Annotated in this window: 27 protein-coding genes and 1 pseudogene; 16 read left to right on the forward strand and 12 right to left on the reverse strand. The window is 58.7% G+C overall.

Annotated elements, in window-relative coordinates; translation table 11 throughout:
- The first annotated feature begins 159 nt into the window (after positions 1–159).
- The 4 genes from H9642_RS11945 (at position 160) to H9642_RS11960 (ending at position 2,222) form a co-directional block, all read left to right on the forward strand.
- Entirely contained in the window at positions 160–501 is a 342-nt protein-coding gene (locus H9642_RS11945) for an FKBP-type peptidyl-prolyl cis-trans isomerase (RefSeq protein ID WP_251836679.1), read from the forward strand.
- 341 nt (positions 502–842) lie between these two features.
- The gene (locus tag H9642_RS11950) at positions 843–1,235 is read left to right on the forward strand and encodes a DUF6228 family protein (protein ID WP_251836680.1); all 393 of its coding nucleotides are present in this window, start codon (positions 843–845) and stop codon (positions 1,233–1,235) included.
- An 88-nt stretch (positions 1,236–1,323) separates the two neighbouring features.
- Positions 1,324–1,935 (forward strand): hypothetical protein, encoded by a 612-nt coding sequence (locus H9642_RS11955; RefSeq protein WP_251836681.1) that lies wholly within the window; start codon positions 1,324–1,326, stop codon positions 1,933–1,935.
- An 83-nt stretch (positions 1,936–2,018) separates the two neighbouring features.
- Entirely contained in the window at positions 2,019–2,222 is a 204-nt protein-coding gene (locus tag H9642_RS11960; protein WP_251836682.1) for a hypothetical protein, read from the forward strand.
- A gap of 168 nt (positions 2,223–2,390) precedes the next feature.
- Here H9642_RS11960 and ispH read toward each other — a convergent pair whose 3' ends face one another.
- Complete coding sequence (ispH, locus tag H9642_RS11965; RefSeq protein ID WP_251836840.1) at positions 2,391–3,320, reverse strand: 4-hydroxy-3-methylbut-2-enyl diphosphate reductase; 930 nt, start codon at positions 3,318–3,320, stop codon at positions 2,391–2,393.
- A 286-nt stretch (positions 3,321–3,606) separates the two neighbouring features.
- On the opposite strand from ispH, the gene H9642_RS11970 reads away from it, so the two are divergent.
- Genes H9642_RS11970 through H9642_RS11985 form a run of 4 tightly spaced genes read left to right on the forward strand, consistent with a single transcriptional unit; the run spans position 3,607 to position 7,309 of the window.
- Positions 3,607–4,533, forward strand: a complete 927-nt coding sequence (locus H9642_RS11970; RefSeq protein WP_251836683.1) for a polyprenyl synthetase family protein — start codon at positions 3,607–3,609, stop codon at positions 4,531–4,533.
- 31 nt (positions 4,534–4,564) lie between these two features.
- Positions 4,565–5,497, forward strand: coding sequence for an ABC transporter ATP-binding protein (locus tag H9642_RS11975; RefSeq protein WP_251836684.1), 933 nt, complete (start codon positions 4,565–4,567; stop codon positions 5,495–5,497).
- Positions 5,494–6,765 (forward strand): ABC transporter permease, encoded by a 1,272-nt coding sequence (locus tag H9642_RS11980; RefSeq protein ID WP_251836685.1) that lies wholly within the window; start codon positions 5,494–5,496, stop codon positions 6,763–6,765. Before H9642_RS11975 ends, H9642_RS11980 begins: the two co-directional genes overlap by 4 nt.
- 7 nt (positions 6,766–6,772) lie before the next feature.
- Positions 6,773–7,309 carry a sterol desaturase family protein gene (locus H9642_RS11985; RefSeq protein ID WP_350027865.1) on the forward strand — a complete coding sequence of 179 codons (537 nt, stop codon included), beginning with the start codon at positions 6,773–6,775 and terminating at the stop codon, positions 7,307–7,309.
- A gap of 6 nt (positions 7,310–7,315) precedes the next feature.
- Here the strand turns inward: H9642_RS11985 and H9642_RS11990 are convergent, their stop codons facing one another.
- Genes H9642_RS11990 through crtY form a run of 3 tightly spaced genes read right to left on the reverse strand, consistent with a single transcriptional unit; the run spans position 7,316 to position 11,077 of the window.
- Positions 7,316–8,281, reverse strand: coding sequence for a phytoene/squalene synthase family protein (locus H9642_RS11990; RefSeq protein ID WP_251836686.1), 966 nt, complete (start codon positions 8,279–8,281; stop codon positions 7,316–7,318).
- Positions 8,278–9,825 carry a phytoene desaturase gene (locus tag H9642_RS11995; protein ID WP_286010310.1) on the reverse strand — a complete coding sequence of 516 codons (1,548 nt, stop codon included), beginning with the start codon at positions 9,823–9,825 and terminating at the stop codon, positions 8,278–8,280. The genes H9642_RS11990 and H9642_RS11995 overlap by 4 nt, the downstream gene beginning before the upstream one ends.
- A gap of 1 nt (position 9,826) precedes the next feature.
- Complete coding sequence (gene crtY / locus H9642_RS12000; protein WP_251836687.1) at positions 9,827–11,077, reverse strand: lycopene beta-cyclase CrtY; 1,251 nt, start codon at positions 11,075–11,077, stop codon at positions 9,827–9,829.
- A gap of 102 nt (positions 11,078–11,179) precedes the next feature.
- On the opposite strand from crtY, the gene H9642_RS12005 reads away from it, so the two are divergent.
- Positions 11,180–12,394: a glycosyltransferase gene (locus tag H9642_RS12005; RefSeq protein WP_251836688.1), complete on the forward strand. Its 1,215-nt coding sequence runs from the start codon at positions 11,180–11,182 to the stop codon at positions 12,392–12,394.
- A gap of 110 nt (positions 12,395–12,504) precedes the next feature.
- Here H9642_RS12005 and H9642_RS12010 read toward each other — a convergent pair.
- The 3 genes and pseudogenes from H9642_RS12010 to H9642_RS12020 form a co-directional block, all read right to left on the reverse strand.
- Positions 12,505–12,832: pseudogene (locus H9642_RS12010) on the reverse strand (transposase); the annotation flags it as partial.
- A gap of 61 nt (positions 12,833–12,893) precedes the next feature.
- Complete coding sequence (locus H9642_RS12015; protein ID WP_251836689.1) at positions 12,894–13,595, reverse strand: LrgB family protein; 702 nt, start codon at positions 13,593–13,595, stop codon at positions 12,894–12,896.
- Positions 13,592–13,945 (reverse strand): CidA/LrgA family protein, encoded by a 354-nt coding sequence (locus tag H9642_RS12020; protein WP_251836690.1) that lies wholly within the window; start codon positions 13,943–13,945, stop codon positions 13,592–13,594. Before H9642_RS12020 ends, H9642_RS12015 begins: the two co-directional genes overlap by 4 nt.
- A gap of 483 nt (positions 13,946–14,428) precedes the next feature.
- Between H9642_RS12020 and H9642_RS12025 the strand changes: the two genes are divergently transcribed.
- Genes H9642_RS12025 through H9642_RS12035 form a run of 3 tightly spaced genes read left to right on the forward strand, consistent with a single transcriptional unit; the run spans position 14,429 to position 16,300 of the window.
- On the forward strand, positions 14,429–14,839 hold the full coding sequence (locus H9642_RS12025; RefSeq protein WP_273535688.1) for a GFA family protein: 411 nt from the start codon (positions 14,429–14,431) through the stop codon (positions 14,837–14,839).
- Between the two features lie 39 nt (positions 14,840–14,878).
- Positions 14,879–15,676, forward strand: a complete 798-nt coding sequence (locus H9642_RS12030; protein ID WP_251836692.1) for a VOC family protein — start codon at positions 14,879–14,881, stop codon at positions 15,674–15,676.
- A gap of 42 nt (positions 15,677–15,718) precedes the next feature.
- Positions 15,719–16,300 (forward strand): cysteine hydrolase family protein, encoded by a 582-nt coding sequence (locus tag H9642_RS12035; protein WP_251836693.1) that lies wholly within the window; start codon positions 15,719–15,721, stop codon positions 16,298–16,300.
- Between the two features lie 119 nt (positions 16,301–16,419).
- Here H9642_RS12035 and H9642_RS12040 read toward each other — a convergent pair whose 3' ends face one another.
- From H9642_RS12040 to H9642_RS12050, 3 genes are all read right to left on the reverse strand, one after another.
- The gene (locus tag H9642_RS12040; protein WP_251836694.1) at positions 16,420–17,094 is read right to left on the reverse strand and encodes a nitroreductase; all 675 of its coding nucleotides are present in this window, start codon (positions 17,092–17,094) and stop codon (positions 16,420–16,422) included.
- Between the two features lie 159 nt (positions 17,095–17,253).
- A complete protein-coding gene (locus H9642_RS12045; protein WP_251836695.1) occupies positions 17,254–19,413 on the reverse strand; it encodes a hypothetical protein in 2,160 nt (719 codons plus the stop codon).
- 178 nt (positions 19,414–19,591) lie between these two features.
- Positions 19,592–20,176, reverse strand: a complete 585-nt coding sequence (locus H9642_RS12050; RefSeq protein ID WP_286010311.1) for a sugar O-acetyltransferase — start codon at positions 20,174–20,176, stop codon at positions 19,592–19,594.
- Positions 20,177–20,388: 212 nt separating this feature from the next.
- On the opposite strand from H9642_RS12050, the gene modA reads away from it, so the two are divergent.
- Genes modA through H9642_RS12070 form a run of 4 tightly spaced genes read left to right on the forward strand, consistent with a single transcriptional unit; the run spans position 20,389 to position 23,351 of the window.
- Positions 20,389–21,138: a molybdate ABC transporter substrate-binding protein gene (modA, locus tag H9642_RS12055; RefSeq protein WP_251836697.1), complete on the forward strand. Its 750-nt coding sequence runs from the start codon at positions 20,389–20,391 to the stop codon at positions 21,136–21,138.
- 9 nt (positions 21,139–21,147) lie between these two features.
- The gene (modB, locus tag H9642_RS12060; protein ID WP_251836698.1) at positions 21,148–21,819 is read left to right on the forward strand and encodes a molybdate ABC transporter permease subunit; all 672 of its coding nucleotides are present in this window, start codon (positions 21,148–21,150) and stop codon (positions 21,817–21,819) included.
- A gap of 12 nt (positions 21,820–21,831) precedes the next feature.
- Positions 21,832–22,539 carry an ABC transporter ATP-binding protein gene (locus tag H9642_RS12065; RefSeq protein ID WP_251836699.1) on the forward strand — a complete coding sequence of 236 codons (708 nt, stop codon included), beginning with the start codon at positions 21,832–21,834 and terminating at the stop codon, positions 22,537–22,539.
- Positions 22,539–23,351, forward strand: a complete 813-nt coding sequence (locus tag H9642_RS12070; RefSeq protein ID WP_251836700.1) for a TOBE domain-containing protein — start codon at positions 22,539–22,541, stop codon at positions 23,349–23,351. The genes H9642_RS12065 and H9642_RS12070 overlap by 1 nt, the downstream gene beginning before the upstream one ends.
- A 155-nt stretch (positions 23,352–23,506) precedes the next feature.
- On the opposite strand, the gene H9642_RS12075 is transcribed toward H9642_RS12070, so the two are convergent.
- Both H9642_RS12075 and H9642_RS12080 read right to left on the reverse strand, forming a co-directional pair.
- A complete protein-coding gene (locus H9642_RS12075; RefSeq protein WP_251836701.1) occupies positions 23,507–24,601 on the reverse strand; it encodes a 3-deoxy-7-phosphoheptulonate synthase in 1,095 nt (364 codons plus the stop codon).
- Between the two features lie 546 nt (positions 24,602–25,147).
- Positions 25,148–25,495: a ribonuclease E inhibitor RraB gene (locus tag H9642_RS12080; protein WP_251836702.1), complete on the reverse strand. Its 348-nt coding sequence runs from the start codon at positions 25,493–25,495 to the stop codon at positions 25,148–25,150.
- Positions 25,496–25,662: the final 167 nt, after the last annotated feature.

A 25,662-nucleotide genomic window follows, 5' to 3' on the forward strand; every position in this document is an offset into this window, starting at 1 on the left:
CTCTTTTCGGTCCGGCAAGTGGGAAGCACGCCAGCAAACAACGAGCCAGCCGTTCCGCCGTGCCGACCAATGCCCAGGACTGAGCACGACGCTTGCCACCTCCCACAATTCCTGCGAAAACGCCGGCCAACCCAAACAACCGAACCGATCGAGGACGAGATGAGCAACGAATTAAAGGTGGTGGACCTTCAACTGGGCGACGGCAAGGAATGCATCAAAGGCGCACTGATCACCACCCAGTACACCGGCAGCCTGGCAGACGGCACCGTGTTCGACTCCTCCTACCAACGCGGCAAACCCTTCCAGTGCGTAATCGGCACAGGCCGCGTAATTAAGGGCTGGGACATGGGCCTGATGGGCATGAAAGTCGGCGGCAAGCGCAAACTCTTCGTACCCGCCCACCTCGCCTACGGCGAACGGCAAATCGGCGCGCATATCACACCGAATTCGAACCTGATTTTTGAAATCGAGCTGCTGGAAGTGCTGACGCGGGATGATTGAAAGAGTCAGTGCCGAACAAGCAGTGAGATGGTAGTTGCACAGCCTAGCCACCCGATTGTGATGCCTGGCTGCATACGGCCTAAATCTGATCAAAGTCTGGGCTGGCAAACATCTATACGCTGTAGTAGCGTTCGGCCATTTCTTCTAGAACCCTTGGCCTTTGTATAGAAAGGCGGCGGTCAAGCGAATACAGATCAAGCACAGGGCGTCGTCGTAGATCGTTGATTTCTTAAGGATTACGATTTTGGGTCTTGAGGATGAGGACGGAGTTATGTGGAACGCTCTCGTTATGCATTAACATCGACTTCCATCTAATCACTGTTAGCCTACAGAGGAAAGAGATGTTCGCTATTCACTCTACAGAGTCTGGCAACACACTCATCTTTGATGACGTGCAAGGCGACTACTTTTCTGTCTGCTTCAACTCTTCTGCACAAAGTGTCAAGCGTGAGGTTTGGGCATATACCGATGCATATGGCCTTGCAAATCTTTTTGAATACCTTGCAAGCCATGAGCTGCCTTGGCAAACATCTGAAACGTGGGAGTCGATAGAAGGTGAATTTATGCTGGAGGCAACCTGCAACTATCGCGGCATCGTAAACTTCAAGATCTCCATTTCAAACCTAGGAATTAGTGAGCCGTGGAAGTTTGAAGGAAACGTTTGTACAGAACTAGGTCAGCTTCCAGCGATTGCAAAATCAGCACGGCAATTTTTCGGTGCGTCTGCAGGCTAACAAATGGTTCAAACCACTCGCTTCGCTCGCTGGGACGGGCTAAAGCCCGCCCCTTAACCAAACGTTATGAGATTCAGGAGGTAACAGTATGACGCCCGACACAAGACAGAAGTACTTGCTGTGGCTTTATCAAAATCCGGGGCAGCACGGCGTCGACAAACCCGCAAAAGTGCTCGGCCTATCCGTAACGCAATCGGCTCACGTTGCCAGGTATCTCATTTCGGAGAGCTTAGCCATGGGGAAAACGTGGGACATGATCGACGACTCTTGGGACGGCTTTGTAGAAATCGCGCCAAGAGGCATGAAGTTGATAGAGAACAAGATTCCGCACAACGAAATCATGAGACCCATTACCAACAATACTGTGGTTCACGGTAACAACTCCGGGGTTATAAATAACACCACGGCCACAGGCAGCGCGAATGTAAGCATTTCGGTTTCCAATGAACAGGCCGTCTCCCATCTATTCCAACAACTCGAAAGCGGCGTAAGACAGCATGTTCCTGAAAAGTCCGAACAGGACAAGATCGTTGGTAAGCTCGACGAACTCAAGAAAGCCTATGAAGCCAAAGATAAGCCCTCATTCTTGAAGCGCTATCAAGAATTCGTAGGGTCGGCTTCATCACACATAGAGCTCTTCGGCGCATTGGCCCCTGCGGCAATTCCAGCACTTCATGCCCTCGCGTCGGCCATCTCATAACCAGAGCTTCAAGCCGACGTCCACGCCTCAGCTGCGCTCCGGCGCGGCCGCGGCTTAAGCTCGGCGTTAGGAGTTCACACAGCATGGACATCGAAGCCCTGAGTTACGCATTGGAAGAAATAATCCAAGAGAATATAGAGCAAGGAAGTATGTTCTCAATTGAAAAAGTAACGGCAATTTGGAAAAAAGCTCACCCGAATATAGAATTCCAAAAGGTCTTTACCAAGCTCTTTGCAGAAGAAAAGGTCTCCCTTGCAAGCAAGAGCCACTGCGAGTACCACTCCTAACAATGCGCTCAAAGCGCTCACTTCGTTCGCTGGGACCGGCGAAGCCGGCCCCTTAGCTTAATCGGTTAGGGCAGTAAAGACAGGATGCGAAGAGTAGAGCAAAGGCAATACGAAAATGGCGACTGCGGAGTAGCCTGTGTTGCCATGATTACCGGTTCACCCCGCGTGCTAGGTCTTGCCTGCAATGCCTTCAGGCAGGGCAAACTTCACGGTTTCCACCGGCCCAGGCAATTCCGTGACGCTCAAGCGCCTGTGGCGGCCGAGCTCCGTTAGCACTTCCCTGATCAGGACCTCTGGTGCACTGGCCCCGGCTGTGATGCCCACGCGTTTCACACCCCTTAACCATTGGGGTTGAAGCTGATCAGCCTCGGCAATGAGGTAGGTGGGTTTACCGCTCCTTTCGCCCAGCTCCCGCAGCCGGTTGGAGTTGGAACTATTGTTCGCCCCCACCACCAGGATGAGATCCACTTCACCAGCCAGTGTCTGTATGGCGTTTTGGCGGTTTTGGGTGGCATAACAAATGTCGTCGGTATCCGGCCCTGTAATACTGGGAAACCGGCGCCGCAAGGCTTTGATAATGGCGCGGGTATCGGACATCGACAGCGTCGTTTGGGTGACATAGGCGACCCGTTGTGGGTCCCTCACATTCAGGTGCTGGACATCCTCTTCGCATTCAACCAAGTGTACCGGGCCCGGTACTCGCCCCAGGGTGCCTTCTACCTCCGCGTGGCCGGCATGACCGATCAAGACAATCTCGTATCCTTTCTCCGCAAACCGCGTGGCCGACTTGTGGACTTTACTGACCAAGGGGCAGGTTGCATCAATGACGTACAAGGCTCGCTCTCGTGCTTGGGCTACCACCGCGTGGGAAACGCCGTGGGCGGAAAAAATTACCACCGAACCCGGAGGAATCTCATCGACCTCGTCGACGAATACCGCTCCCTTGCGTTCCAGCTCAGTGACCACTCGCTGGTTGTGAACAATTTCATGCCGAACATACACCGGCGGGCCCATCTGCTTCAGTGTGCGCTCGACAGTTTCAATCGCTCGCTCAACGCCAGCACAGAAACCTCGTGGGTTAGCCAGGATGACCGTCAGCGGGGATAGCGCTGATGGGTCTCGCTGCGACGCACTCTGCACTGAACCTGTGTCCATGATTATTTAGCCTTCGCTCGATACAAGCGGCGGGATCACGTGTACTAAAGTCCATTCTCTGGCGAATTAGTTCGGCAGTTCGCCCCGGATGACGCACGGGTCACGGTTGCAGATTTAGAGAGCTGTAACCGAACTTTTCTGACGTTCCAGCCCTCGTAGAAGTGCCTGCTGTTTTGTTGCCAGTTTGGAAGACAGTGAATGCACCAACGATTTGCGCGAGGGAGAGGGAGTGAATCCGGGTACCACTCAGCAGCAGGACCTGCATCAGCCGCTCAAGGCCGCCATTGAACTGGAGCTGGAGCGACTCCTGCCGAAGACAACCATGCCGCCTTTCGATTTGCACCGGGCCATGCACTATGCGCTGCTGACGCGGGGCAAGCGACTGCGTCCTCTTCTGACGCTCTTTGCGGCGGGCGACAACAATCCTTCCCCGGATCTGTTACGCATTGCTTGCGTTTCTGAATTGGTGCATACCGCATCACTGATACTTGACGATCTGCCCTGCATGGATGATGCGACGTTGCGTCGCAACCGCCCCTGCACGCATATAGCCTTTTCAGAAAGCACCGCCATACTGACCGCCGTGGCGCTCCTCAACATGGCCTATGGGGTAATCGGCGGCTGCCGCACCCTTGCGCCTCAAACCAAAATAGACATTGTGACTCACCTGACGCAGACCGTCGGTTCAATGGGATTGGTGGGCGGTCAGATAGCGGACCTGCAGAACAGCCTCGGCAATGACAGGGCGGCTTCCGTCAGGAGTGTCGAGCAGCTCTACTACCACAAGACCGGGGTGTTGTTCGAGTTTGCCACAGTGACTGGCGGACGGATGCGTGGGTTGAGCGGCAAAAAGCTCACTGCCCTCAGCCGCTTCGCGCGCGCTTTTGGTTTGCTGTTTCAGATTCGAGACGACCTTCTGGACCAGGAAAGCTCAACCGAACAGGCCGGCAAGGATGTTGGGCAGGACGCTGACAAAGCGACACTGCTTTCACTGGAGCCACCACAACGTCTCGAGTCTACAATCAGCAGAACACTCACCATGGCTCGGCAGCAATTGGCAGACGCCGGCCTGGAAACGTCCGAGCTGCAAACACTTGTCGATCAGAGCTTCGCCTTTGAGCTCGAGCGCCCCAGTGCCTTCGCCGCCACCTCCTGATCCGCTGCCTCAAAAACCGCGGCAGAAGCCTATGACCAAACCGGCGCTCGCTGTTGAAAACCTGACGGTGACCTACAGTGGCCGAGCCGCAGTGGCGGACGTGGGGTTCAGCGTGGAAAGCGGCAGCATACTCGGGGTTGTGGGGCCCAACGGCGCTGGCAAGTCCAGCCTGGTGAAAGCCGTGACCGGCAAGCTCTCTCCGGCCAAGGGGGCTATCTTTATCCTTGGGGAGAGGGTGAAGCCGGGGCAGGCTTACCGTCATTCCATTGGTTATGCTCCTCAAATGCCCGGCCTCTATAGCCATTTGACCTGTGCAGAAAATCTAACGGTGTTTGCTCGGTGGGCAAGAATACCCAAAGCGCAGGTGCCTGCAGCTGTGGCCACCGGTTTGGAGGAGATAGACCTCTGCGATCGCCATAACACGCTGGCTTCTCAACTCTCGGGGGGCATGCGTCAGCGTCTGCACGTTGCCGTGGCGCTGTTGGCTCAGCCAACGCTCATTGTTCTCGACGAGCCCACCTCGGGTGTAGACCTCGCAGCACGAGCGAAAATCCACGAGGTGGTGCGCGGTCGAGCGCGGCAAGGGTCGGCGGTTATGATGGTTTCCCACGAGCTCTCCGAAGTGGCAGCCTTGTGCGACCGTGTGGCCATCTTCGCTGAGGGTCGGCTGGTTGCGTTGGATTCGCCGGACACCTTGGTAAGAAAATACGTTGGTGGCAGCAAACTTTTTACGGTGCAGGTATCTCCCTCTGTACCCGTAGATATTACCGAACAGCTGCATGTGCTGGGGTGGCGGCCGGTAGAGCACAGCGGGCGATGGACCGCGTATACAGATGAAAATCCGTCTGCTTTTCTCAAGCGGCTAGACCAATGTGCAGGGGAGCATGTGCAAGAAGTGAATATTGCACGCCCTGGTCTGGCAGACGTGATGCGTGAACTTTTAGCGGCTGAATCGGCATCATGATCACCATGTTCCGGGTCATGGGCCTCGGCCTTTTGCGGGACCGTGGCGCAATGCTGCTCGCCTTTCTGCTACCCAGTTTGGTGTTTGCGATTTTCGCCACCATTTTTTCTGATGCCGCAGAAGGCAACTTACACGCGCACATTGGCTTAGCCCTGGATACCGAAGACCCGTCCCTGGTTAAGTTTGCTGAGATACTCGCCGCAGATGACGACCTTCAGTTAACGCTTACCGCCAATTCGAATGATCAGCTCTGGCGGGATGTTCGTGATGGCGCCTTTGATGCTGGATTGATTATTCATGGAAGCGTCAAGGCTGAGGCAGAACCGCTGTTTATCATCATCAGTGAGCCATCCCGCCGCATCGCTGCTCTGGTTCTGGAGGGCATCATCAACCAACGTTTGGCAGCGCATTTACCTGGCCTGGTCGCCAGGCGCCAAATAAAGACGGTAGAACCGCTTATCGGCGGCTTGAGCGCCGGCCAAGCAGCACGACTTGAGAGACGATTGCAGGCGATGGACACCGAATCCGGTGCACAGGCGCCCCGTGAAGAAGAGCAAACCGCAGAACCGGGTGCTGAGCGCCAAACAGAACGGCAAGCGGAAATTGCTTTGATTCAAACCGAGTCTGCTTACCGGCACCAGCGCAAGGCGGTATCGGATTACAGTGGCGTTGCGTACTACGCCGGCGCAATATCGATTTTGTTTCTGTTACTTTCGGCCGTAAACGTGGGCATGGTGAGCCTTGAAGAAAACCGCAACGGCATCAGCGCCCGGCTGTTGTTGAGCCCGGCGGCTCGTATGCGATTGATGTTCGGGCGCTGGTTGTTTTTACTTGTCCTGGGCTTTCTGCAGGTAGTCATTATTTTTACCGTCGCCCGCGTCGGCTTCCAGCTTCCCGTGGAGCACGCTTTACCGCAGGTGCTAGCCGTCGCTCTGGCCGCCGCTGCAGCCAGCAGCGGTCTTGCGCTGTTCATCCTGTCGTTGTGCCGCACGGTGCAGCAGGCAAACAACTTTTCATCGTTTTTTGTATTGATCGTTTCCGCCGTCGGCGGGTCTATGGTTCCACGCTTCATGATGCCTGAGTGGCTTCAGGCCGTTAGCCTGTTCACACCCAACGCCTGGGCCATCGAAGGCTTCTATAGCGCGTTGGTCCGGGACGGCTCCTGGCCACAGGTTTTAATGCCCTGTGCTCTGCTTGGCGCCCTGGGTCTGGGATGCTTGCTATTGGCAGCTGCTCCCCGGGGTGGACAATGTAAGGGTAGGGATTGAGTACCACGTGAGGAAAACGCATTACGAGGAGAGCGTGTTGGGCGTTAGCTTTCACACCACACTTATAGCCTTGGCTGCCCTGCTCGGCATGGAGGTGTTCGCCTGGTTCGCCCATAAGTACATTATGCACGCCTGGGGTTGGGGCTGGCACCAATCACACCACCAGCGCCATAACAGACGGCTGGAAAAAAACGACCTCTATGTAGTGGTGTTTTCCTTGGTCGTGGTTGGCCTTTTCGCATTGGGTGCTGCTCGGTGGCCCGTTTTAATGCCCATTGCCACAGGCATTACCCTCTACGGTGTTCTCTACTCCTTGTTCCATGACGGCTTGGTTCACCGACGCTGGCCTCTGCGTTGGCAACCCAAAAGCGGCTACCTCCGGCGCTTAATTTTGGCACATCGCATCCACCACGCAGTGCATACCCGGGAGGGTGCAGTATCCTTTGGTTTTCTATGGGCGGAAGACCCGGAAAAGCTAAAACTGCGGTTACTGGAAAACCATCCCAGGCATGAACAGAAGACAAGTCGGCCCGGCTCTTCTTAAGCCCAGTCAACGCTCTAGCGTCAATGCCTCGCCTGAGCGGGGCCGCCGATATAAATCCAGGGGCCGTTGAGCAGACCGGACAGGCACAATCGGCAGAGCGGTGGCGCCGAGCCACACCTTTCGCCATTGGCTTGTGCTGACACGCTCCTCCCAAGCGCGAGGGCCGCGCTGTCGCAATTCAGTCCCTATAGCTTGATAGACGTTCGATGCAGCTTTTACTGCCCACGCGCAGCGAAAGGGTAATGCTCTTAAACCCACCGCTGCTGAACGATAATAGAGATCCGCCGTATCCAGTAATTCGCACACGGCTTGATAAACCTGTGGCCAGCTCTCGTTCTCCAACAACTGGTGTGCTTCTGTGGGCGCCCCGTGGTACTCCAGCAGGTTGGTAGGCACGTAAACCCGACCAATGCGAGCATCATCCATAACATCTCGGGCAATGTTGGTTAGCTGAAAAGCCAAGCCCAGATCACAGGCACGATCCAACGTTGCCTCATCCTTTACTCCCATCACCCGCGCCATCATCACCCCTACAGCGCCCGCCACGCAGTAGCAATAGCGCATCAAGTCAGCGAGGGTTTGATAGCGCTGTCGTTGTACGTCCATAGCAAAACCCATTAGAAGCTCAAGGGGCTGCTGGGGATCGATGCCGTACTTATCCGTCACCCGAGCCAGGCCTTGAAACACCGGGTCATCATCCGGGTTGCCGCTTAAAGCTGCGGCTGTGCGGCGCTCCAATAGCTGCAAACGCTGCGACGGATCGTGCGCGGCTTCTGCTGGTTCCGCCGTGTAACCCAGATGTTGTCCGTCGATAACATCGTCGCTATAACGGCACCAGGCGTATAGCTGCGCAACATCATTGCGCAGGGCCTCCGGGAATAGTCTGGACGCCAAGGCAAAGCTTTTTGAGCCCGCTTTTATGGATTCGCGCCCGTACTGGATAACAGCGTCAGTCGTCTGTGTCTCTGTCACGCGCTAGTCTCCGCTGTTTGCAGATCCTGCGCGATCAGCTCGCATGTCGCCTTGGCCGACCCAACGACCCCGGGTATGCCGGCGCCGGGATGAGTACCGGCCCCCACAAGATAGAGGTTGGATATGACGGCATCACGGTTGTGAGGTCGAAACCAGGCACTCTGAGTGAGACGGGGCTCAATGGAGAATGCGGAACCGAGGTGCGCATTCATCTGTTCCTTAAAATCCACCGGCGTCAAAACGCGCACAACGTCCAGGTCTCGGCGTAAGTTGGGGATGTAGTGCTCCTCGAGGTACTGGAGAATGCGATCCCGATACTTGGGAGCTTCCGCCTCCCAATCCACATCCGCAGCCCCCAAATGGGGTACCGGTGCCAGCACGTAATAGGCGCTGCAACCTGGCGGTGCGAGACTTTCATCCGTTACCGAAGGTGCATGTAGATAGAGGGAGAAATCCTCCGGCAACTCCGGACCAGAAAAGATTTCCGATAACAGCTCCCGATAGCGCTGACCAAACAGCACTGTGTGGTGCTGTAGTTGCGGATGTTGCGCCCGCAAGCCAAAGTAAATGACAAACAGAGACATTGAAAAACGCTTTCGCTTCAGGCGTTGACTGTAACGCTTCCCTCTTGGGTGTTGACGCAACAGGGCGTCGTAGGTGTGTACCACATCGGCGTTACTCACCAGCAAATCGCATTGCGCCTGCCAGCCATTTTCACAGCGTACGCCAGTCACCTTGTTGTGCCGGGTAAGGATTTCACTGACGGGTGAGGACAGCCGCAGTTCACCGCCCATATCCTCAAATAATTGCACTAACCCCTGGATTAGCGCCCCCGTGCCGCCCTTGGCAAACCAGACACCCCACTCTCGTTCCAGGGCGTGAATCAGCGTATAAATCGACGAAGTGGTAAACGGATTACCACCCACCAGCAAAGAATGAAAAGAAAATGCCTGACGCAGTTGTTCGTCCCGAATGAAACTGCTGACCTTGGCGTAAACGCTGCGAAAGGCCTGCAGGCGAAGCAACTGGGGCGAGACACCCACCATAGTGCGGAAGCTTAGAAAAGGCACGGCACCCAACTTGAGATAGCCCTCCCGAAACACGTCTTTCGTGTACCGGTACAATTTTCGGTAGCCATCTACATCACGGGGACTTTTCAGCGCAATTTGCGCTTCGAGCTGCGCGGTATCGTTTACGTAATCGAAACTGTAGCCATCCTCCCAACACAATCGGTAAAAGGGGTCGACGGGTAACAGGGTCACATAATCCGATAACCGGCGGCCACAACATGCGAACAACGCTTCAAGCGCCGTCGGGTCCGTGATGACGGTCGGACCGCCATCGAAAACATAACCGTTTTCGTGATAGACGTAGGCGCGGCCGCCGGCTTTATCCCGATTATCAATGAGAGTGGTCTGGATGCCCTGGGCTTGCAGACGGATAGCGGCCGCCAAACCACCGAACCCGGCGCCGATCACTATGGCCCGCTTGCCGACGGGGGCCTGAGAGATAGGTTCTTGGATCTGCCCAATGGGTTCCGCCATATCAATCCGTTTCCTTTCCTAGATGCGGGTTGACGTTTCCTGGAACGTCGACAGGCGCCGATGAGCGGCACTTTTGGCGGCGCAAAAACTTGCGTTCATTAATTACTTGCAGTGCACGCCATACGGGTACGGGAGGGCGGCCGGACAGCAACCTGAGCTTGTCAGCGAGGGACAGATCGCCGGCATAGAAACGCTGGATCGGCCCGACCCCTAAAGCATAAAAATGTTCAAGCACCCGGTACCTGTGAGCGGGCTCAGCGGCAGAGAAGAGCATGCGGTTCAGCCACCTGTAAAAGCGTTCGCGCTGCCATTTTTCCCGGGCATAGGCCGACACGCTTCTAAAAAGAGCGTCGCGCGTTAGGTGGGGAAGCTTCGCTATGCGAGCAGCGAGTCGCACCGCATCTGGCAGGCTATAACCGGTCGTTGGGTGGAAAAAGCCTGCGGCAAGCCCAATTCGAGGCGCTTCTGAAGGACGTGATCCCAGTGCCGGACGCGCTTGTGCCACGTTAATTGGCAAGACGCCTTTCTCTCGGTGTAGAACCGCCAAAATCTCCCAGGCATTGTTATGGGCATACTCAGCGATGCGCTCCGCAAATTCATTTTCATTCAGTGCTGAGTTCTCGCTGTAACACGTATCCTCAATGAGCAGCTCTGTATCTGTGTACGGCAGACAGTAGATAAACCGGAAGCCATCCCGCTGTTCGACGGTGGCATCCATCAATAAGGGCTCAACCAGGCCGTGGGGCTGGCGCGTGCGAACCCGGTGCCCGACGAATTTTTGATGCCCGATCAGCATGGAAGATGGGGGTCGCCCTCCTCTCGCATCCAGCACAGCTTTAGCGGTAAGGCGCGTGCCGTCAGCCAATTCTACCGCTGTGGGCTCCACGAGCACTGCCGGTGACCCCGTACGCACGGATAAACTTCCTGCCTGTACTAATGGTCGAACGGCGGCCAACAAGCTTTCAGAGTTTCCCGTCGCGTAAGAGATCGGCAGGCGCCGACTGTAACGGGGAAATCGCACGCTGTATCCCGGCCAATGATGAACAATGAAAGGCTGCAGCCTTTGTAGCCAGTGCGCATCAATATCCGATGAGTTGAAGGACCAGGTATGGTTACCCGCCGCTTTCGGCCCAGCTTCCAGTATCAAAATCCGCTCGGCGGGGTGCTCGATCAGGCGAAACCAGGCGGTTAGCAAGCCTGATAGACCTGCCCCTACGATGATCAAATCTGCCTGCTCGAATGTGTATTGCACGCAAATCCTCGTGTGCTGCAGGAACCCTGTGGCCACAGCCAGTCAAATATCAAAGACTCAGTTTATGCATTACCTCTAACGCACCATTCCAATGGATGGACCATGGTGAAAAAAATTCTATTCGTTTCCGAAGACATTACGCTCGCCCAGATCGTGCGGCTCAAGGCTTTAGCCGATTCGCTCGAAAATGAACCCTACGAGGTGCATTTTGCTAGTGGCAGTTTTGACGAAAGGCTATTGGGTAGCGCAGCTTATCGGCACTGGCCGATCAAAGTGATTGACAAAGCATATGCCGATTCGACGGTAGCCGAGTGCCGGCGGCTTTACGAGACCTCTACCCTGGAAGCCTATATAAAAGATGACCTGAGAGTGATACACGAGGTTCAACCGGATTTGATCATTGGCGACCTCCGCCTCTCTCTACCCATCAGTGCCAAGGTTGCAGGCATACCCTTCGCCGCGCTCATCAACGCCTACTGGAGCACCGAGGTAGACCGTCAGGAGTTCCCGGTACCCGATCATCCACTCGAACCACGCGTCGGCTACGACGCCATGCGCACAATTTTCCGTTGGATACGCTCGTGGGTGTTTCGTCAATTCGCGCAGCCAGTAAACCGGCTTCGACAACGTTACGGACTGAAACCAATAGGCTCGCTGCAAGCACTGCTCACCTATGGCGACTACGTTTTGTTTCCAGACACACCGCAGCTAGTCCCGCTCCGACGCCAGGCTCCCAACCAGTATTTTTTAGGGGCCATACAATGGTCTCCGGCAGCCGCTGTTCCGGCTTCCTTGGAGCCTGTCTTGGCCGGAGATTATATCTACGCCACGTTGGGCTCCTCCGGCAGGGCCAATAAGATAGACACCTTGTTAGAGGGGTTGGCGCAATTACCACTACCCGTCATTCTCAGCAGTGCCGGGCGTTTTCAACGGGACGTGCCAGACAATGTCTACCTGGAACAATGGCTTCCGGGGGAAACGCTAGCCAAACACGCCCAACTCGTTATCAGCAATGGCGGAAGCACCACCAGTTACCAATCCCTCGCCCAAGGTACGCCTGTACTGGGCATTGCCAGCAATCTCGACCAGTATCTGTGCATGCAGAGCCTGGAAAAGCTGGGCGTGGCGCGCCACCTTCGCGGTGCCTCATTCACTAGCGTTGAGGTTACCAAGACCGCGTCAATGATGGCGTACGATCGCGGTTTTGACAGCCGAGCCCAAGCCATTGGCAAAGCAATGGCTACCTATGATTATCGCGAACGCTTTCGGAGCTTCCTGCGTCAAGTGCTTCAAGAAAACCGGTTTTTTGCTCGTTGATTGTTACGATGCGCCCGCCATCCCATTCCCGTGTCGATTTCCCAATGCCTCTTGTAGCGGGTTTCGACACTATTGGGACGTTAGGGACCTCGCAGTGGCCATTTCCCACTTTACAGACGCACCTCTCCTGCATTCGTCAGTAAATGTCGGCTCGCCATCAGGTTCGACAGAGCAAACAGCGTCACCAACTGCACCGTGTCTTCGCCAGGCCATGGAAGCGCGTTCTCACATAACCGAACTGACGCTTGATCACGCGGAACGGGTGTTCGACCTTGGCGCGTACCTGCCCCTTGGCCTTCTCGATCTTGCGCTTGGCTTTACCGAGCGCTGCGCTTTTCCACGTTCTTATACGTACTGCAGCGAGCATGGGATCCGCCAGACCACCTCCCGACCTTCATGCTCAGCCCGCTTCTCAACACCGGTATAACCCGCGTCGGCTCACAGCGGCTTCAATCGGTGGCCATGCCAGACACCCGACCGAAGCCCAGGCTGTGAAGTCTTAAGCCGCAAGCAACAACGGCATCAGCAACGCCGTAGCAATCCCCAGCAGACTCATGGCCAACGCAGCAAAAGCGCCACACTCCTCCCCTTCCTGCAAGGCATGGGCGGTGCCGATGGCGTGGGCGTTCATGCCGTAGCTGAGCCCGCGTGCGGCTGGGTGATCGACCTTCGCCCAGCGCAGCAGCAACGGCCCTAGCGCAGTGCCGATCACCCCGGTCAGCATCACCATGACCGCCGCCAGCGAGGCGATGCCGCCGATCTGATCGGCCACTGGCATGGCGATGGGCATGGTGACCGACTTTGGCGCCAGGCTCATCAGCACCGCCCAGTCGGCGCCCAGCAGCCAGCCGATGACCAAGGTCAGAACCACCGAAAGCGCACCGCCCGCCAGCACGGTGACGATGATCGGCCAGAACAGCTGGCGAATCCGCTTGATGTTGTGCTGCAACGGTACGGCCAGAGCTACGGTGGCCGGTCCCAGCAACCAGGCGATGGGCTCGGCACCTATACGGTAGGTGCTGTACTCCACGCCACACAGCAGTAGGACTCCCACCACTAGCAACATGGAGACCATCACCGGCTGCAGGACCAACCAGCCACTGCGCTGATAGACCAGGATGGCTATTTGGTAGGCAGCCAGGGTCAGGGCCAGAGCAAACAAGGGGTGACCGATCACCACCTGCCAGAGGGAGGCGTTCATTGGTCACGCTCCATACGCCGGATCAATGTCTGCAACAGCCAGCCGCAAAACGGCACAGTCACCAGCAGTGAGAGCACCAGCGCGCCGAGAATAGCCGGCAGCTCACCGAACAGTGCATCGCTGGCAATCATGATGCCCGAGGCAGGTACCACCAGCAGCAGCGGCAGATAAGGCAAGAGTCCATTTGCCGCCTGCTGCAGCGGCTCGGGCACCGAGCCACGCCACATCAGCCAGACGGCAAGCAGCAACAGGCCAATGATGGCGCTGGGCAGCATCGGCAGCAGCCAGTGGTTCAACGCCACGCCAAGCAGTTGCAGCAGCACCAGCCAGACCAATCCACGCAAAATCACGATGAGTACTCCCTGTAGCACCGGGCAACGGGCTCATATATCAGTGAGTGGTCATACACGTACATACAGGGGCTTCCTTATTCTTCTGAGGCAAACGACTATGCCGCTGAGCAAGCTCTGAAAACAGTGGCAGAGAAGGCTGAAAATACCGGATCAGAGCCTTTGGTGGAACCGCAGGCGTTATATCTCGAAAGTCCCAGACGCAGGAAGAGAGGTCCGAGAAGCAGTTCTGGCGAGCTCGGCGTGAGTGGATGTCGTTTTCATACATCCACCGGTCCCGGCCGGCGGATCGATGAAGCGCGATCCACCCTACGACTGCTCATTCGAACGTTAAGAGCGAGCGTGAGGGCGGTTCGTTTGCCATCACGTGCTGATCGCAGCAAGCTGGCTCGTACGAGATATTTTCTGCTTTGCTACACACCGATGGCGCCTGCTTGGCCGGTGCCGGTTCCCATAGCTGCGCTACTCAAGCGAGGAATGTATATGCAAGGTTCATGTCTGTGCGGGGCAATTCAGGTCAACGCAGAAGACCACCACGAGATCAATGCCTGCCACTGCAGCATGTGTCGTCGCTGGGGTAGCGGGCCCATGCTGGCTGTGCACTGCGGGCCCAATGTTCGAGTCACCGGCGACGTCAGGTCCTATCGCTCCTCGGAGTGGGCCGAGCGCGGTTTCTGTGCCACGTGCGGTACTCATCTTTTTTACCATCTGCTGCAATCGGGTGACTACATACTCTCGGCAGGGCTCTTTCAACCGGGCGAATTTGCCATAACGGGGCAGATCTTCATCGATGAGAAGCCCGACTACTATGCATTTGCCAACGAAACACCCACGCTGACCGGCGCTGAGGTGTTCGCGCAGTTCGCACCCGGTGAAGACGGAGCGGCTACGTAGTCCAACTCGGCGCAGCTGTTAGGACAGAGGATTCTGACTATGAGCGATCCCTTCGTTGCACACGTTGGCGCCGTCTTCAGTGCTGACATAGCGATTCCTGAACACGCCCGAGCGCTCCGTTTCTACTCGCGCGTACTGACCACGGGTACGCATCCGCTGTGGCGCGAAGACCTGATGAATAACCTGGGCATGCCCATCATCGGGCTAGGCGAGCGCACCGAGGATTATGCTCATCTTCCGCTCCAGTGGATGCCACATATTCAGGTCGCCGATGTGGCGACCAGTGTGCAGCGTGCGCTTGATCTGGGTGGCAGCGTACTGATGCACGCCCGGACAGAAGACGGTGCCAGCCAGTGGGCGGTGCTGTGCGATCCGAATGGAGCGGCGTTCGGAATCATTCCGCTTGTGCCCGCGGATGCGATTCCCCAGGGCGCCCGAGCCGCATTACCAGACGCAGCCCAGCACATGGGTCGTATCTACTGGCTCGACCTGACGGTCGCGGATGCCATGGCAGCGAGCGATTTTTATCGGCATGTGGTTGGTTGGTCGGTACAAAGCGTCGAGATGAATGAGCACGGCGAACGCTACACCGACTGCAACCTGCTGGCTGACGATGGAAAACCGGTGGCGCGAATCCGTCACGCCCGTGGCGTGAATGCAGGCTTGCCGCCGGTGTGGATGATGTACCTGCCGGTGAATGATCTCGCTGAAAGCCTTCTCTGTGTGGAAGAGGAAGGAGGCGTCATCATCAAGGCAGAACAACGGGAACGTGGTGAATACGCCTATGCGGCAATTCGGGATCCGGCTGGGGCGTGCTTTGCGTTGATACCGGGGTAAAAAGTCCATGAGTAGCCCGTTCGCCCATGCCAGGGAAGAAGAATGACGTTATCTCTAACTGCAGCACTCGTAATCATCGACGTTCAAAAGGCGATTGATCATCCGAGTTGGGGGCGTAGAAACAACCCTCAGGCCGAAGAGAATATCGGGCATTTGCTTGCAGCCTGGCGACGTACCAGGCGGCCTGTCATACACGTACGTCATCTCTCGCGCGAGCCTGAATCCAGCTATCGCCCCGGCCAGGAGGGCTGTGAGTTCAAGGAGGTGGTGCTGCCCCTGGCGGGCGAAATGGTCATCACCAAACACACGAATAGTGCGTTTATCGGCACTGAGCTGGAGGATGTGCTGCGCCAACGAAACATAGGCACGTTGGTCATCTGTGGGGTCATCACCAACAATTCGGTGGAAACCACAGCGCGCATGGCCGGCAATCTCGGCTACCAAACCTATGTGGTCTCCGATGCCACAGCCACCTTTGATAAGGTGGATTTTGACGGGCAGTTGCGCTCCGCCGAGGAGGTACACGCCCTGTCGCTGGCCAATCTTCAGGGGGAGTACGCCACAGTAGTCTCCAGCGCGCAGCTTTTGGCAGAAATCCAAAAGAGCATCAGCCAGCAACGCTGACAGGCCAATTGCATTTCACACCAGCGTTAGGCAAGGACTGAAAGGGCGCCGGCGCCCTTTTGTGTGTCGCGGTGTGGGCAAGCGCCATGTCGCGCTTGCCCCGCATACTTACATCACGATCAATCGTGAAAGCGGACACTCTCGGTCAACGGTGCGCGCCCTATGCGCAGATTGGCCGCGGCGTTGGACAGGTCCGGATGGCCGAACGAAATGCCAAACAGCAGCTTCATGTCAGCATCGACGCCCAGCACGTCGCGAACGGGATCGGCGAACATGCCCAATAACGTCTGTGGAACCCCAGCCAGCCCACGGGCAGTCAGGGAAAGCAAAAAATTCTGCGCGTACATTCCCAGGTCCGATGCCGCGCGGACTCCGTCGCCAATCATAGGCATGAACAGGAACGCGACATGGGGTGCGCCAAAGAACTCCAGATTGCGCCGGAACGCCTCTAAACGCCCTTCGTTATCGCCCCGAGCGATGCCCAATGCTTCGTAATACGCCCTGCCCTGCTCACGGCGCCGCTCGTTGAGGAGATTAGGAAAGGCTTTCTCGTCAAAGCTGAAATCGGGCGAATACTGCTCTTGGCTGGCAGCTCCCAACAACGCTGCGCTCACTTTATCGCGAGTGCGACCCGAGACGATGTGAACGTGCCACGGCTGCGTATTGCAGTTCGAGGGCGCGCGTTGCGCATCCTCCAACACGCCTTGAAGGTGTTGAGGATCAACAGCGGTAGGCAGGAATTGGCGAGCTGAGTAGCGAGCGGCTACGACTTCCGCAAAGGTCAGTTTGGTCATGGAGCTTCTCGTACAACAAATGGATGCCCATGCTAATGCACTTTGATTGGTTAATCGTCGATAGGCGCACGAGCCTTTAGGCGCTGGGTAGAAGACTGCGCCGTTAACGCAAAAGGCAGAACCGGGGTTCTGCCCTTTTATACCTGCACGAGTTGGCTGCTACGCCACCGGGCCTATGGCCAGCCGGGCGACCCAACCGAAATACCAGGCACAACCCGCCACGCCAGCCACGACCATGACTGCCAACACCCAGGGCCACACCCGACGCTTCTGCGCATAGGGGTCCTGCAGGGAGCGCGCTGAACCCGCAGGCAAATGAGCCAGTTGAGTCAGGGTCGCACCGAAACCGATGCTGATCTTGGCCTGGGTGTTTACCGCCCAGCCATTGGCATCGAGGATCGGACCCAGATTACGGCGACGCAGTTTGAACCAGGCCATCAGCATCGACGGGCCGGAGATGGCCAGGATCACGCCGAGCACCACCAGCGGCAACTGCCACCAGTGCAGCGCCAGCAAGCCGGCCATAGCCGTGGCCAGCGCGGTGCCCAGCGCGCCGACGGCCAGACCGATGGCGGCGAAGATACCGGCGAATTTGGCGATGTCGAAGGTTTTCGCCGCAGCGCTGGCCTCGGCGGCTGGCGCAGCGGCGGTGGAGCCCACAGACGCGGCAGTGGAGTTGACCAGTTCAGCATCGCGAGTGGCGGCGAATTTCTGGATCTGCTCCGACACCAGCGTGGAGATGCGCCGGTACGGTGACCAGAACGCCTCGCGAATGCTGATCGCGTTGGGGATCACCTTGACCACCGTGGCATCCCAGTCGTTGCCGTCGCGGTCGTAGAACAGGCCATTACGCCCGACCAGCAGCTCACCTTCGCTGCCGGCGGTCACCGCCGCGACGATATTCAAACTTTCCCGGCCCTTGATCGGTTGTCCCCGTCGGCTGCAGGTGCAATACAGCAGGAAACTGCTGCTGTTGGCGGCCACCTTGCTGTGGGCGTCCACCGAGTCGATTTCCACCACCAGGTCGCAGCTCTTGCCATCAATGAACAGTGTGCCGGCCTGGAAGACGGCTTTTTCACGCCGCCCATAGAAGTTCTCGAAGGAGACGAAGTTCTTCAGCAGGGTCACCAGGCCGCGCTTGAAGCGCAGCAGCTTGTCCAGTTCAACCAGGCCGTCGGCGGCTTCGGCCACCTGCTTGTCCTCGGCCACCAGGGCCAGCAATTTGTCCTGAATGCCGTGCTCCACCAGCCAGACGATACGCGCCACGTCGAGCTTTTGCAGGATCACCACATCCGGCTTGGCGGCCTGCCAGGCAAAATAGTCGTTGCACTTGGCGAGCAGCGAACGCCACTGCTGCTTGGTAATCGCCTCCACCTCGCCCAGCACCGGCTGCACCACATGCTCGCGCAAGGCGTGGATGGCGCCGCTCCAAGCGGGGTTGATACCGCGGCCCAGCGGCAGGCTTTCACCGTGGTGCACGCCCGCCAGTGGCAGCGTGGCGATTTCCCCGGCGTTGGCCAGGCTCATGGACGACAGGCGCACCAGCTCGGATTCCTGGCCATTCATCAGGCTCGCCGCACGCGGGTCGAAGGCGGCCATGTCGACACGGGTGAAGTAATCCTCGACTTTTTCACGCAGCGCGCTGATGGCAGCGATTGCCGCGTCGGTAATTTCACCAAAGGGCTGCAGGCTGGCTTCGATGGCGCGTTGTTCCCAGGCGTAGACCTGCTGGGCCTGGGCGAAGAAGGCGCTGATCGAGGCATCCGAGACAGCCGGCGCACCGCTGCGATCGGTTTCGGCGCCCAGGCAGGCGATGATGTCGGCAATCGCCGCCTTCAGGCTGGCATCGTCAGTCAGGGCCTCAGGCACCAGCCCATCGCCGTTGGCCTCGTTCGGCGGGAACAGTTTGTTCAAGTCATCGGTATCGGCGGCATCCAGGCTGTGGCTGTCATCGCGACCCAGTACGCTCAGCAAACGCTGCGCGGTCACCGTCAGACGCTGGCCGAGGGCGTCGTCCTTGAACGCCGCCAGGGTCAGCGGCGCGTCGCTGAACAACAGACCCGGATCGGCCAGGCGCGCCAGCGTCCAGTCCACCGCATCCAGTACGGCCGGTGCACGAATACGACCATCGTTATTACCGTCGATGTACGCGAGCATGCGCGGATCGAGTTCGAGATTTTTCGTCGGGCAGGCCAGCGTGGCCCATAGCTTTTGGTCGAGACCGCGTAGTGCAGCAAGGTCTTCAGGCGATTGCAGTTGGACCTGGTCAAACCCGCCGGCGCGAAAGAAGCGCCAGCGGTGCGGTTTTTCGTGGGTCATGTAACGACGTCCTTGAGGAAATTGTCGAGGCAAAGGGAGGCATTTTCACCGTTTCGCGGCTTATTCGCGCAAGCCGGGACGATACACGGCACATCTTGCAAGCCGCCTTCGACCTACCGAACGCCGTGTGGTTCGCCTGACATTGTATGCGCCCCGCAGGACGACGCAGGGGTAACCGTCACTGCCTCGTCACCTGGGCAGCGTTGGGCTCTAAAGCACGCACGACACGACAGGGATTGCCGGCGGCCAGAACGCCAGCCGGCAAATCGCGGGTCACCACGCTGCCGGCGCCCACTACTGTGCCAGCGCCGATACGCACACCGGGGCAGAGAATCGCCCCGCCACCGATCCACACGTCATCGCCAATCTCGATGGGCTTGCCGAGTTCAAGGCCGCTTTGCCGTTCAATGGCACCCAGCGGGTGGGTGGCTGCGTACACCTGCACGGCCGGGCCGAACAATACCCGCGACCCGATGCGAACGGCCGCGACATCCAGCACCACACAGTTGAAATTGAAATACACGTCGTCACCCAGGGTAATGTTGCTGCCGTAGTCGCAGAAGAACGGCGGCTCGATCCAGGCGTTACTGCCCTGGTCCGGTATCAACAACCCAAGCAGCTGGGCACGTGCTTCACGCTGGTCGTCGCCCGTGTCGTTGAAGCGTTTGAGCAACAACCGGGCCTGCTGACGCTGTGCGCACAACTGGGGATCACGCGGATCGTACAGCTCACCGTCGAGCATTTTTTCTTTTTCGGTTTTCATCACGCAGCCTCTGAAAAGCGAGCCGGTTTGCAGGCTCGACATGAGTCCCCTGAACGGCACTCGCTGCCTCTATCGGCCTGCCCACGCGGCTAACGTTCGCCGCCGCTTATCCGCCCCTTGATTTCGATCAACCCGGTTTCAGGCAATTCGCGCTAGCGTGATATACAAGTTTATATTGCGCTGCAGCACCATGCCGCGTGCGGAGAGAGTAAATGCCACTTTTGTTGCAACGGCTGCTGGCCGGCTTGGTCTTTCTGGCCGTCGGCGGCGCCCAGGCCGGCGAGCTGACGGTCTCCGCCGCTTCCAGCCTGACCCAGGCCTTCAAAGAAATTGCCCGTAGTTACGAGGCCGAACATAGCGGCACTCAGGTGCTGCTGAATTTCGGCGCCTCCGGCTCCTTGTTGCAACAGGTGGCCAAGGGCGCGCCGGTGGATGTGTTTGCCGCCGCCGATCAGGAAACCCTGGATCAAGCGGCGCAACGGCAGCTGATTGTTCCCAGCTCGCGACAGGACTTCGCCAGCAACAATCTGGTGGTGGTCGTACCGAGTGCCAGCCAACTGAATCTCAACACTTTCGCGGACCTCACGCAGGCAGGCGTGGAGAAGATCGCCATCGGCAATCCGGCCAGCGTGCCGGTCGGCCGTTACAGCCAGCAGGCGTTGCACGCGGAAGGCCTCTGGGAGGCCCTGCAGGCCAAGGCGATTACCACCCAGAACGTGCGCCAGTCCCTGAATTACGTGGCGCGCGGCGAGGTGGAAGCCGGTTTCGTCTACGCCACCGATGCCCGTGAGGTAGCCACGGTCAAAGTCGCTTTCGACGTGCCGCTCAAGGTGGCCATCCGCTACCCGATCGCCCGGGTTGCCGGCAGCGCCCACGCCGTCGAAGCCGAGCGCTTTATCGCTTACGTTCAGTCGCCGGCCGGCCAGGCAATCCTTGCCCGGTTCGGCTTCAAGCAGCCCTGAGCCTCGGCTATGGAATCAGTCTGGATTGCCCTCGCCCTGTCGCTGAAAGTCGCCGGCTGGGCCACGGCCATCACCCTGGTACTCGGCGTGGCGGTGGGCTATGTACTGGCACGCGCGCGCTTTCCTGGCCGGGATCTGCTGGATACCCTGCTGACCCTGCCGATGGTCATGCCGCCTACCGTGCTCGGTTACTACCTGCTGGTGCTGCTCGGCAAACGCAGCACGTTCGGCGCCTGGCTGCATGACAGCTTCGGCATCAATCTGATTTTCACCTGGCAAGGGGCGGTGATCGCCGCGTCCATCGTCGCCTTTCCGCTGGTATTCAAGCCGGCGCGCGCTGCCTTCGAAGCGGTGGACGGTCAATTGGAGCAGGCTGCGCGGGTGCTAGGGCTGTCGGAGCCGGCGGTGTTTTTCCGGGTCACCCTGCCCTTGGCCTGGCGCGGCATTCTGGCTGGCGTGCTCTTGGCCTTCGCCCGAGCGCTGGGCGAATTCGGCGCCACGCTGATGGTCGCCGGCAGTATTCCGGGCAAGACCCAAACTCTGTCCATTGCCGTCTACGAGGCGGTGCAGGCCGGCCAGGACGACGTCGCCAACCTGCTGGTGCTAATTACCTCGGTGGTCTGCGTGACCGTCCTGCTGATCGCCGGGCGCCTGGCACCCGGGCGCATCGCCAACCGCTGATTGAGCCTGACCATGCAGCTTGATATCGACCTACAGAAAACCCTGAAATCCGCCAAACGCAGCTTCCGCTTGCAGGTGCGCTTTCAGACTGACAGCCAGCGGCTGGTGATCCTTGGCCCCTCTGGTTCCGGCAAAAGCCTGTTGCTCAAGGCCATCGCCGGGCTGATGCGCCCTGACCGAGGGCATATTCGCCTGGACGGCACCCCTCTGTTCGACCGCGCGGCGAAGCTCGATCTGCCTACGCAAGCGCGGCAGATTGCCTATCTGTTTCAGGATTACGCGCTGTTTCCACACCTGAACGTGCGGCAGAACATCGGCTTCGGCCTGAGCCGCGGCCTGCTCAATCCTCGCGCCTCACTTCAGCACGAGGCGGTCGACTATTGGCTGGACGCCTTCGAGCTGCGCCCGGTGGCCGACCAGTTGCCCGACGAGCTTTCCGGCGGTCAGCGCCAGCGCACCGCCCTGGCCCGGGCACTGATCGCCAAGCCTAAAGCGTTGCTGCTCGACGAACCGTTCTCAGCCCTCGATCCGCAGTTGCGCACCCATATGCGCCGCGAGCTGGACGACCTGCAACGGCGCCTGCAAGTGCCCATGCTGCTGATCACCCACGATCCCGAGGACGCCGAGGTGTTCGGCGATCAGGTATTGCATTTGCGCGACGGAATGATCGAAGACGCCGCGATGCATCAGGGCCAGGAAGCTGAGCGAGGGAGTCTGTGATGAAAGGGAAAGACACGCCTATCGAACTGCACGGCTCGCTCTGGATGACGGTCGCTGGCGAAAAATTCGGCGGCGAAAACCGGGTCGCACTGTTGGCCGCCATCGCTGAATGCGGCTCGATTACCCAGGCCGCCAAGGCCGTCAGGATGAGCTACAAGGCCGCCTGGGACGCCATCGACACCATGAACAACCTGGCCGGCGAGCCGCTGGTGGAGCGTGCTGCGGGCGGCAAGGGCGGCGGCGGCACACGCCTGACCCAACGGGGCGAACAGCTGGTAGCGAACTTTCGCACCCTGGACCGCGAGCACCGGCGCTTCATCGAGCAACTGGGCCAGCAAGCCGAAGGGCTGGCCGACGACTACCTCCTGATCAGGCGCATGAGCATGAAAACCAGTGCACGCAATCAGTTTCTCGGCACCGTGAGCCAGGTGAAGGCCGGCGCGGTGAACGACGAAATCGAACTGGAAATCGCTGGAGGCGAGAAGCTGGTGGCCATCGTCACCCACGAAAGCACCGAAAGCCTGGGGCTGAAACTAGGCACCGAAGCCTTTGCGCTGGTCAAATCCTCGTCGGTGATTCTGATGACTGACGAGGACAATGCGCGCTTCTCGGCCCGCAACCGCCTGACCGGCACCATCTCACGCATCCAACCCGGCGCGGTAAACACCGAAGTAGTCCTCGACCTGGCCGGCGGCGCCACTCTGGCCGCCATCGTCACCCGCGACAGCTGCGATCAGTTGGCGCTGGCCGTGGGCAAGCGCGCCACGGCGATCTTCAAGGCCTCCAGCGTGATCATCGGCGTGCCGGCGTGATCCGTTCCCGATCAGAACGGTAGGGTGGATGTCGCCTTTTACATCCACCACAACCCCGCTTGGTGGAGCGCCACCCGGTGGAGCGCCACCCGGTGGATCGCCACCCGGTGGATCGATAAAGCGCGATCCACCCTACTTACTAAGGCTTTTACGCCCTAGCCGTGCCGCAGGCGTTGCGCCGTTTCCAGCAACAGCTGTTCGGTGCCGCTCCAGCCCAGGCAGCCGTCGGTAATCGATACACCGTATTGCAGCTCGCCGGATAGCGGCTGGCAGCCGTCGAACAGGTGGCTTTCCAGCATAACGGCGCGCAGGCTGGCATCGCCGGCCAGGCGCTGGTCGATCACCTCGTGCAGCACCGCCGGCTGGCGTAGCGGGTTCTTGCCGCTGTTGGCGTGGCTGCAATCGACCATGATCCGTGGAGTGATACCTGCTTTCTCCAACGCAGCGTGTGCCGCCTGGACGCTGGCGGCATCGTAGTTCGGCCCCTGATGGCCGCCGCGCAGTACCAGATGGGTGTCGGGGTTGCCGAGGGTTTCCACCAAGGCCGCGCGGCCTTGCAGGTCGATGCCGAAGTGCTGGTGAGGATGGGCGGCCGAGCGCATGGCGTCACTGGCAATGCCCAGGCTGCCGTCGGTGCCGTTCTTGAACCCCACCGCCATGTCCAGGCCGCTGACCAGCTCGCGATGCACCTGGGATTCGCTGGTGCGCGCACCAATTGCCGCCCAGCCCAGCAGGTCATCGACGTAGCCTGCTACCAAAGGCTGCAGCAACTCGCTGGCCAGCGGCAGGCCCAAGTCGAGCATCTCCAGCATCAATCGGCGCGACAGTGCCAATCCCTCTGCCATATCGCCGCTGCCGTTCAGATGCGGATCATAGACCAGCCCTTTCCAACCGACGGTGGTGCGCGGTTTTTCAATGTAGGCGCGCATGACCAGCAACAGCTGATCATCTACTTGGGGAGCCAGTTCGGCCAGGCGCCGCGCGTAGTCGAGGGCGGCATCGGCATCGTGAATGGAGCAAGGGCCGATCACCACCAGCAAGCGTGGGTCGTCGCCGTTCAATACGTTGCGGATGGTCTGGCGCTGATGCTGTACCTGGGCCGCCACGGCGCGGCTCAAAGGCAGGCGCTGGCGAAGTTCGGCGGGGCTGGGTAGAGGCTGGGTGCTGCGTCGACCCTGGTGGGGTTCGTCAACGGGCAGCTCAACAGCGTGCAGGTGCGGGATGTTCAGGGCGGATACGGAAGAGTTCATTCGGGCGTCCTCGGCCGGCGCGGGATGGTCCGCGCGCGGCGTTCTATCTGGTTGTTCGTTGCAGTGGTGTGAGTGCGTGGGTCGCGTGGCTAAATCGCCAGCCGAGGTAACGGGAAGAGCTTTGGTAGGTGCGGTAGCTGTACATGGTTGAATCCTCTGTGAAATCGAATGGCCGTTTTTGGTGGCCGGAAAAAACAAAACCCCCGGTCGGGTTGCCGACCGGGGGTTTCGTGGAACTGTGGTAGGCGACCCTGCTGAGGCGGGCCGCCTGATGAGTATCAGGCCAGCCCGTGGCTAAACCAATACCCATAGAAATAACCCAACGCCGAAAGCGCCAACACGCCGACACCCGCTATCCGGGCACGGGTGGCCTCGATAGACGTGTGAGCATGGATGGAAGCAAGGTGCGGCATTGAGAAACTCCGTTGAATGAGAGTGAACTTACCCCAACTCGTATGACGATTCAACTCGGCAATAGAGGGTTCGAGGCGTCTATTCAGGCGAAGGCGCATGGTTTTCCCTGTCCATGCGCCTCCGTACGGCCTGCTAGCAATCTGGCTCTGGAGCAACCAGCTCTTGGGTCACGCCCCAGCCATCGAGCACGCCTCCCAAGGGTTCAACCAGGTTTTCCAGGTCATGCTCGAAGTCGCCGATCCCCGAATGAGTCGCGTACATCACCTTGCTGACTTGCAGATTCCAGGCGCCATCGGTGCGTGGGCACACCTGCGCATTGAGCGATTCACCACGAAAATTTCTGGCTGCCACACGTGCCCGATCCTCATCCGGGAAGATGGCGTAGAACTCGATGGGATGAACCCGGGCGAAGTCGAAACCGCCCTCTTTCATACGGCGCAGAACGGTATTGCTGACATCTTCGTGAAAGGCTGTGCTCATAGCTGAACTCCTCTCGATTAGATGAACTTCCGCGTTGCCGATTGCCAGGCAAAACTGCCTGAAAGATGGAAAAACCTTGTGAAGTGACGAACGACTGGCTTGCATGAAACAGACACTGCCCCACCAGATTAGCGTGATTCAACAGGGTGACCAAGCGAGGTCACCGG

Source organism: Serpens gallinarum (genome assembly GCF_014836765.1).
Classification (GTDB): Bacteria; Pseudomonadota; Gammaproteobacteria; order Pseudomonadales; family Pseudomonadaceae; genus Serpens; species Serpens gallinarum.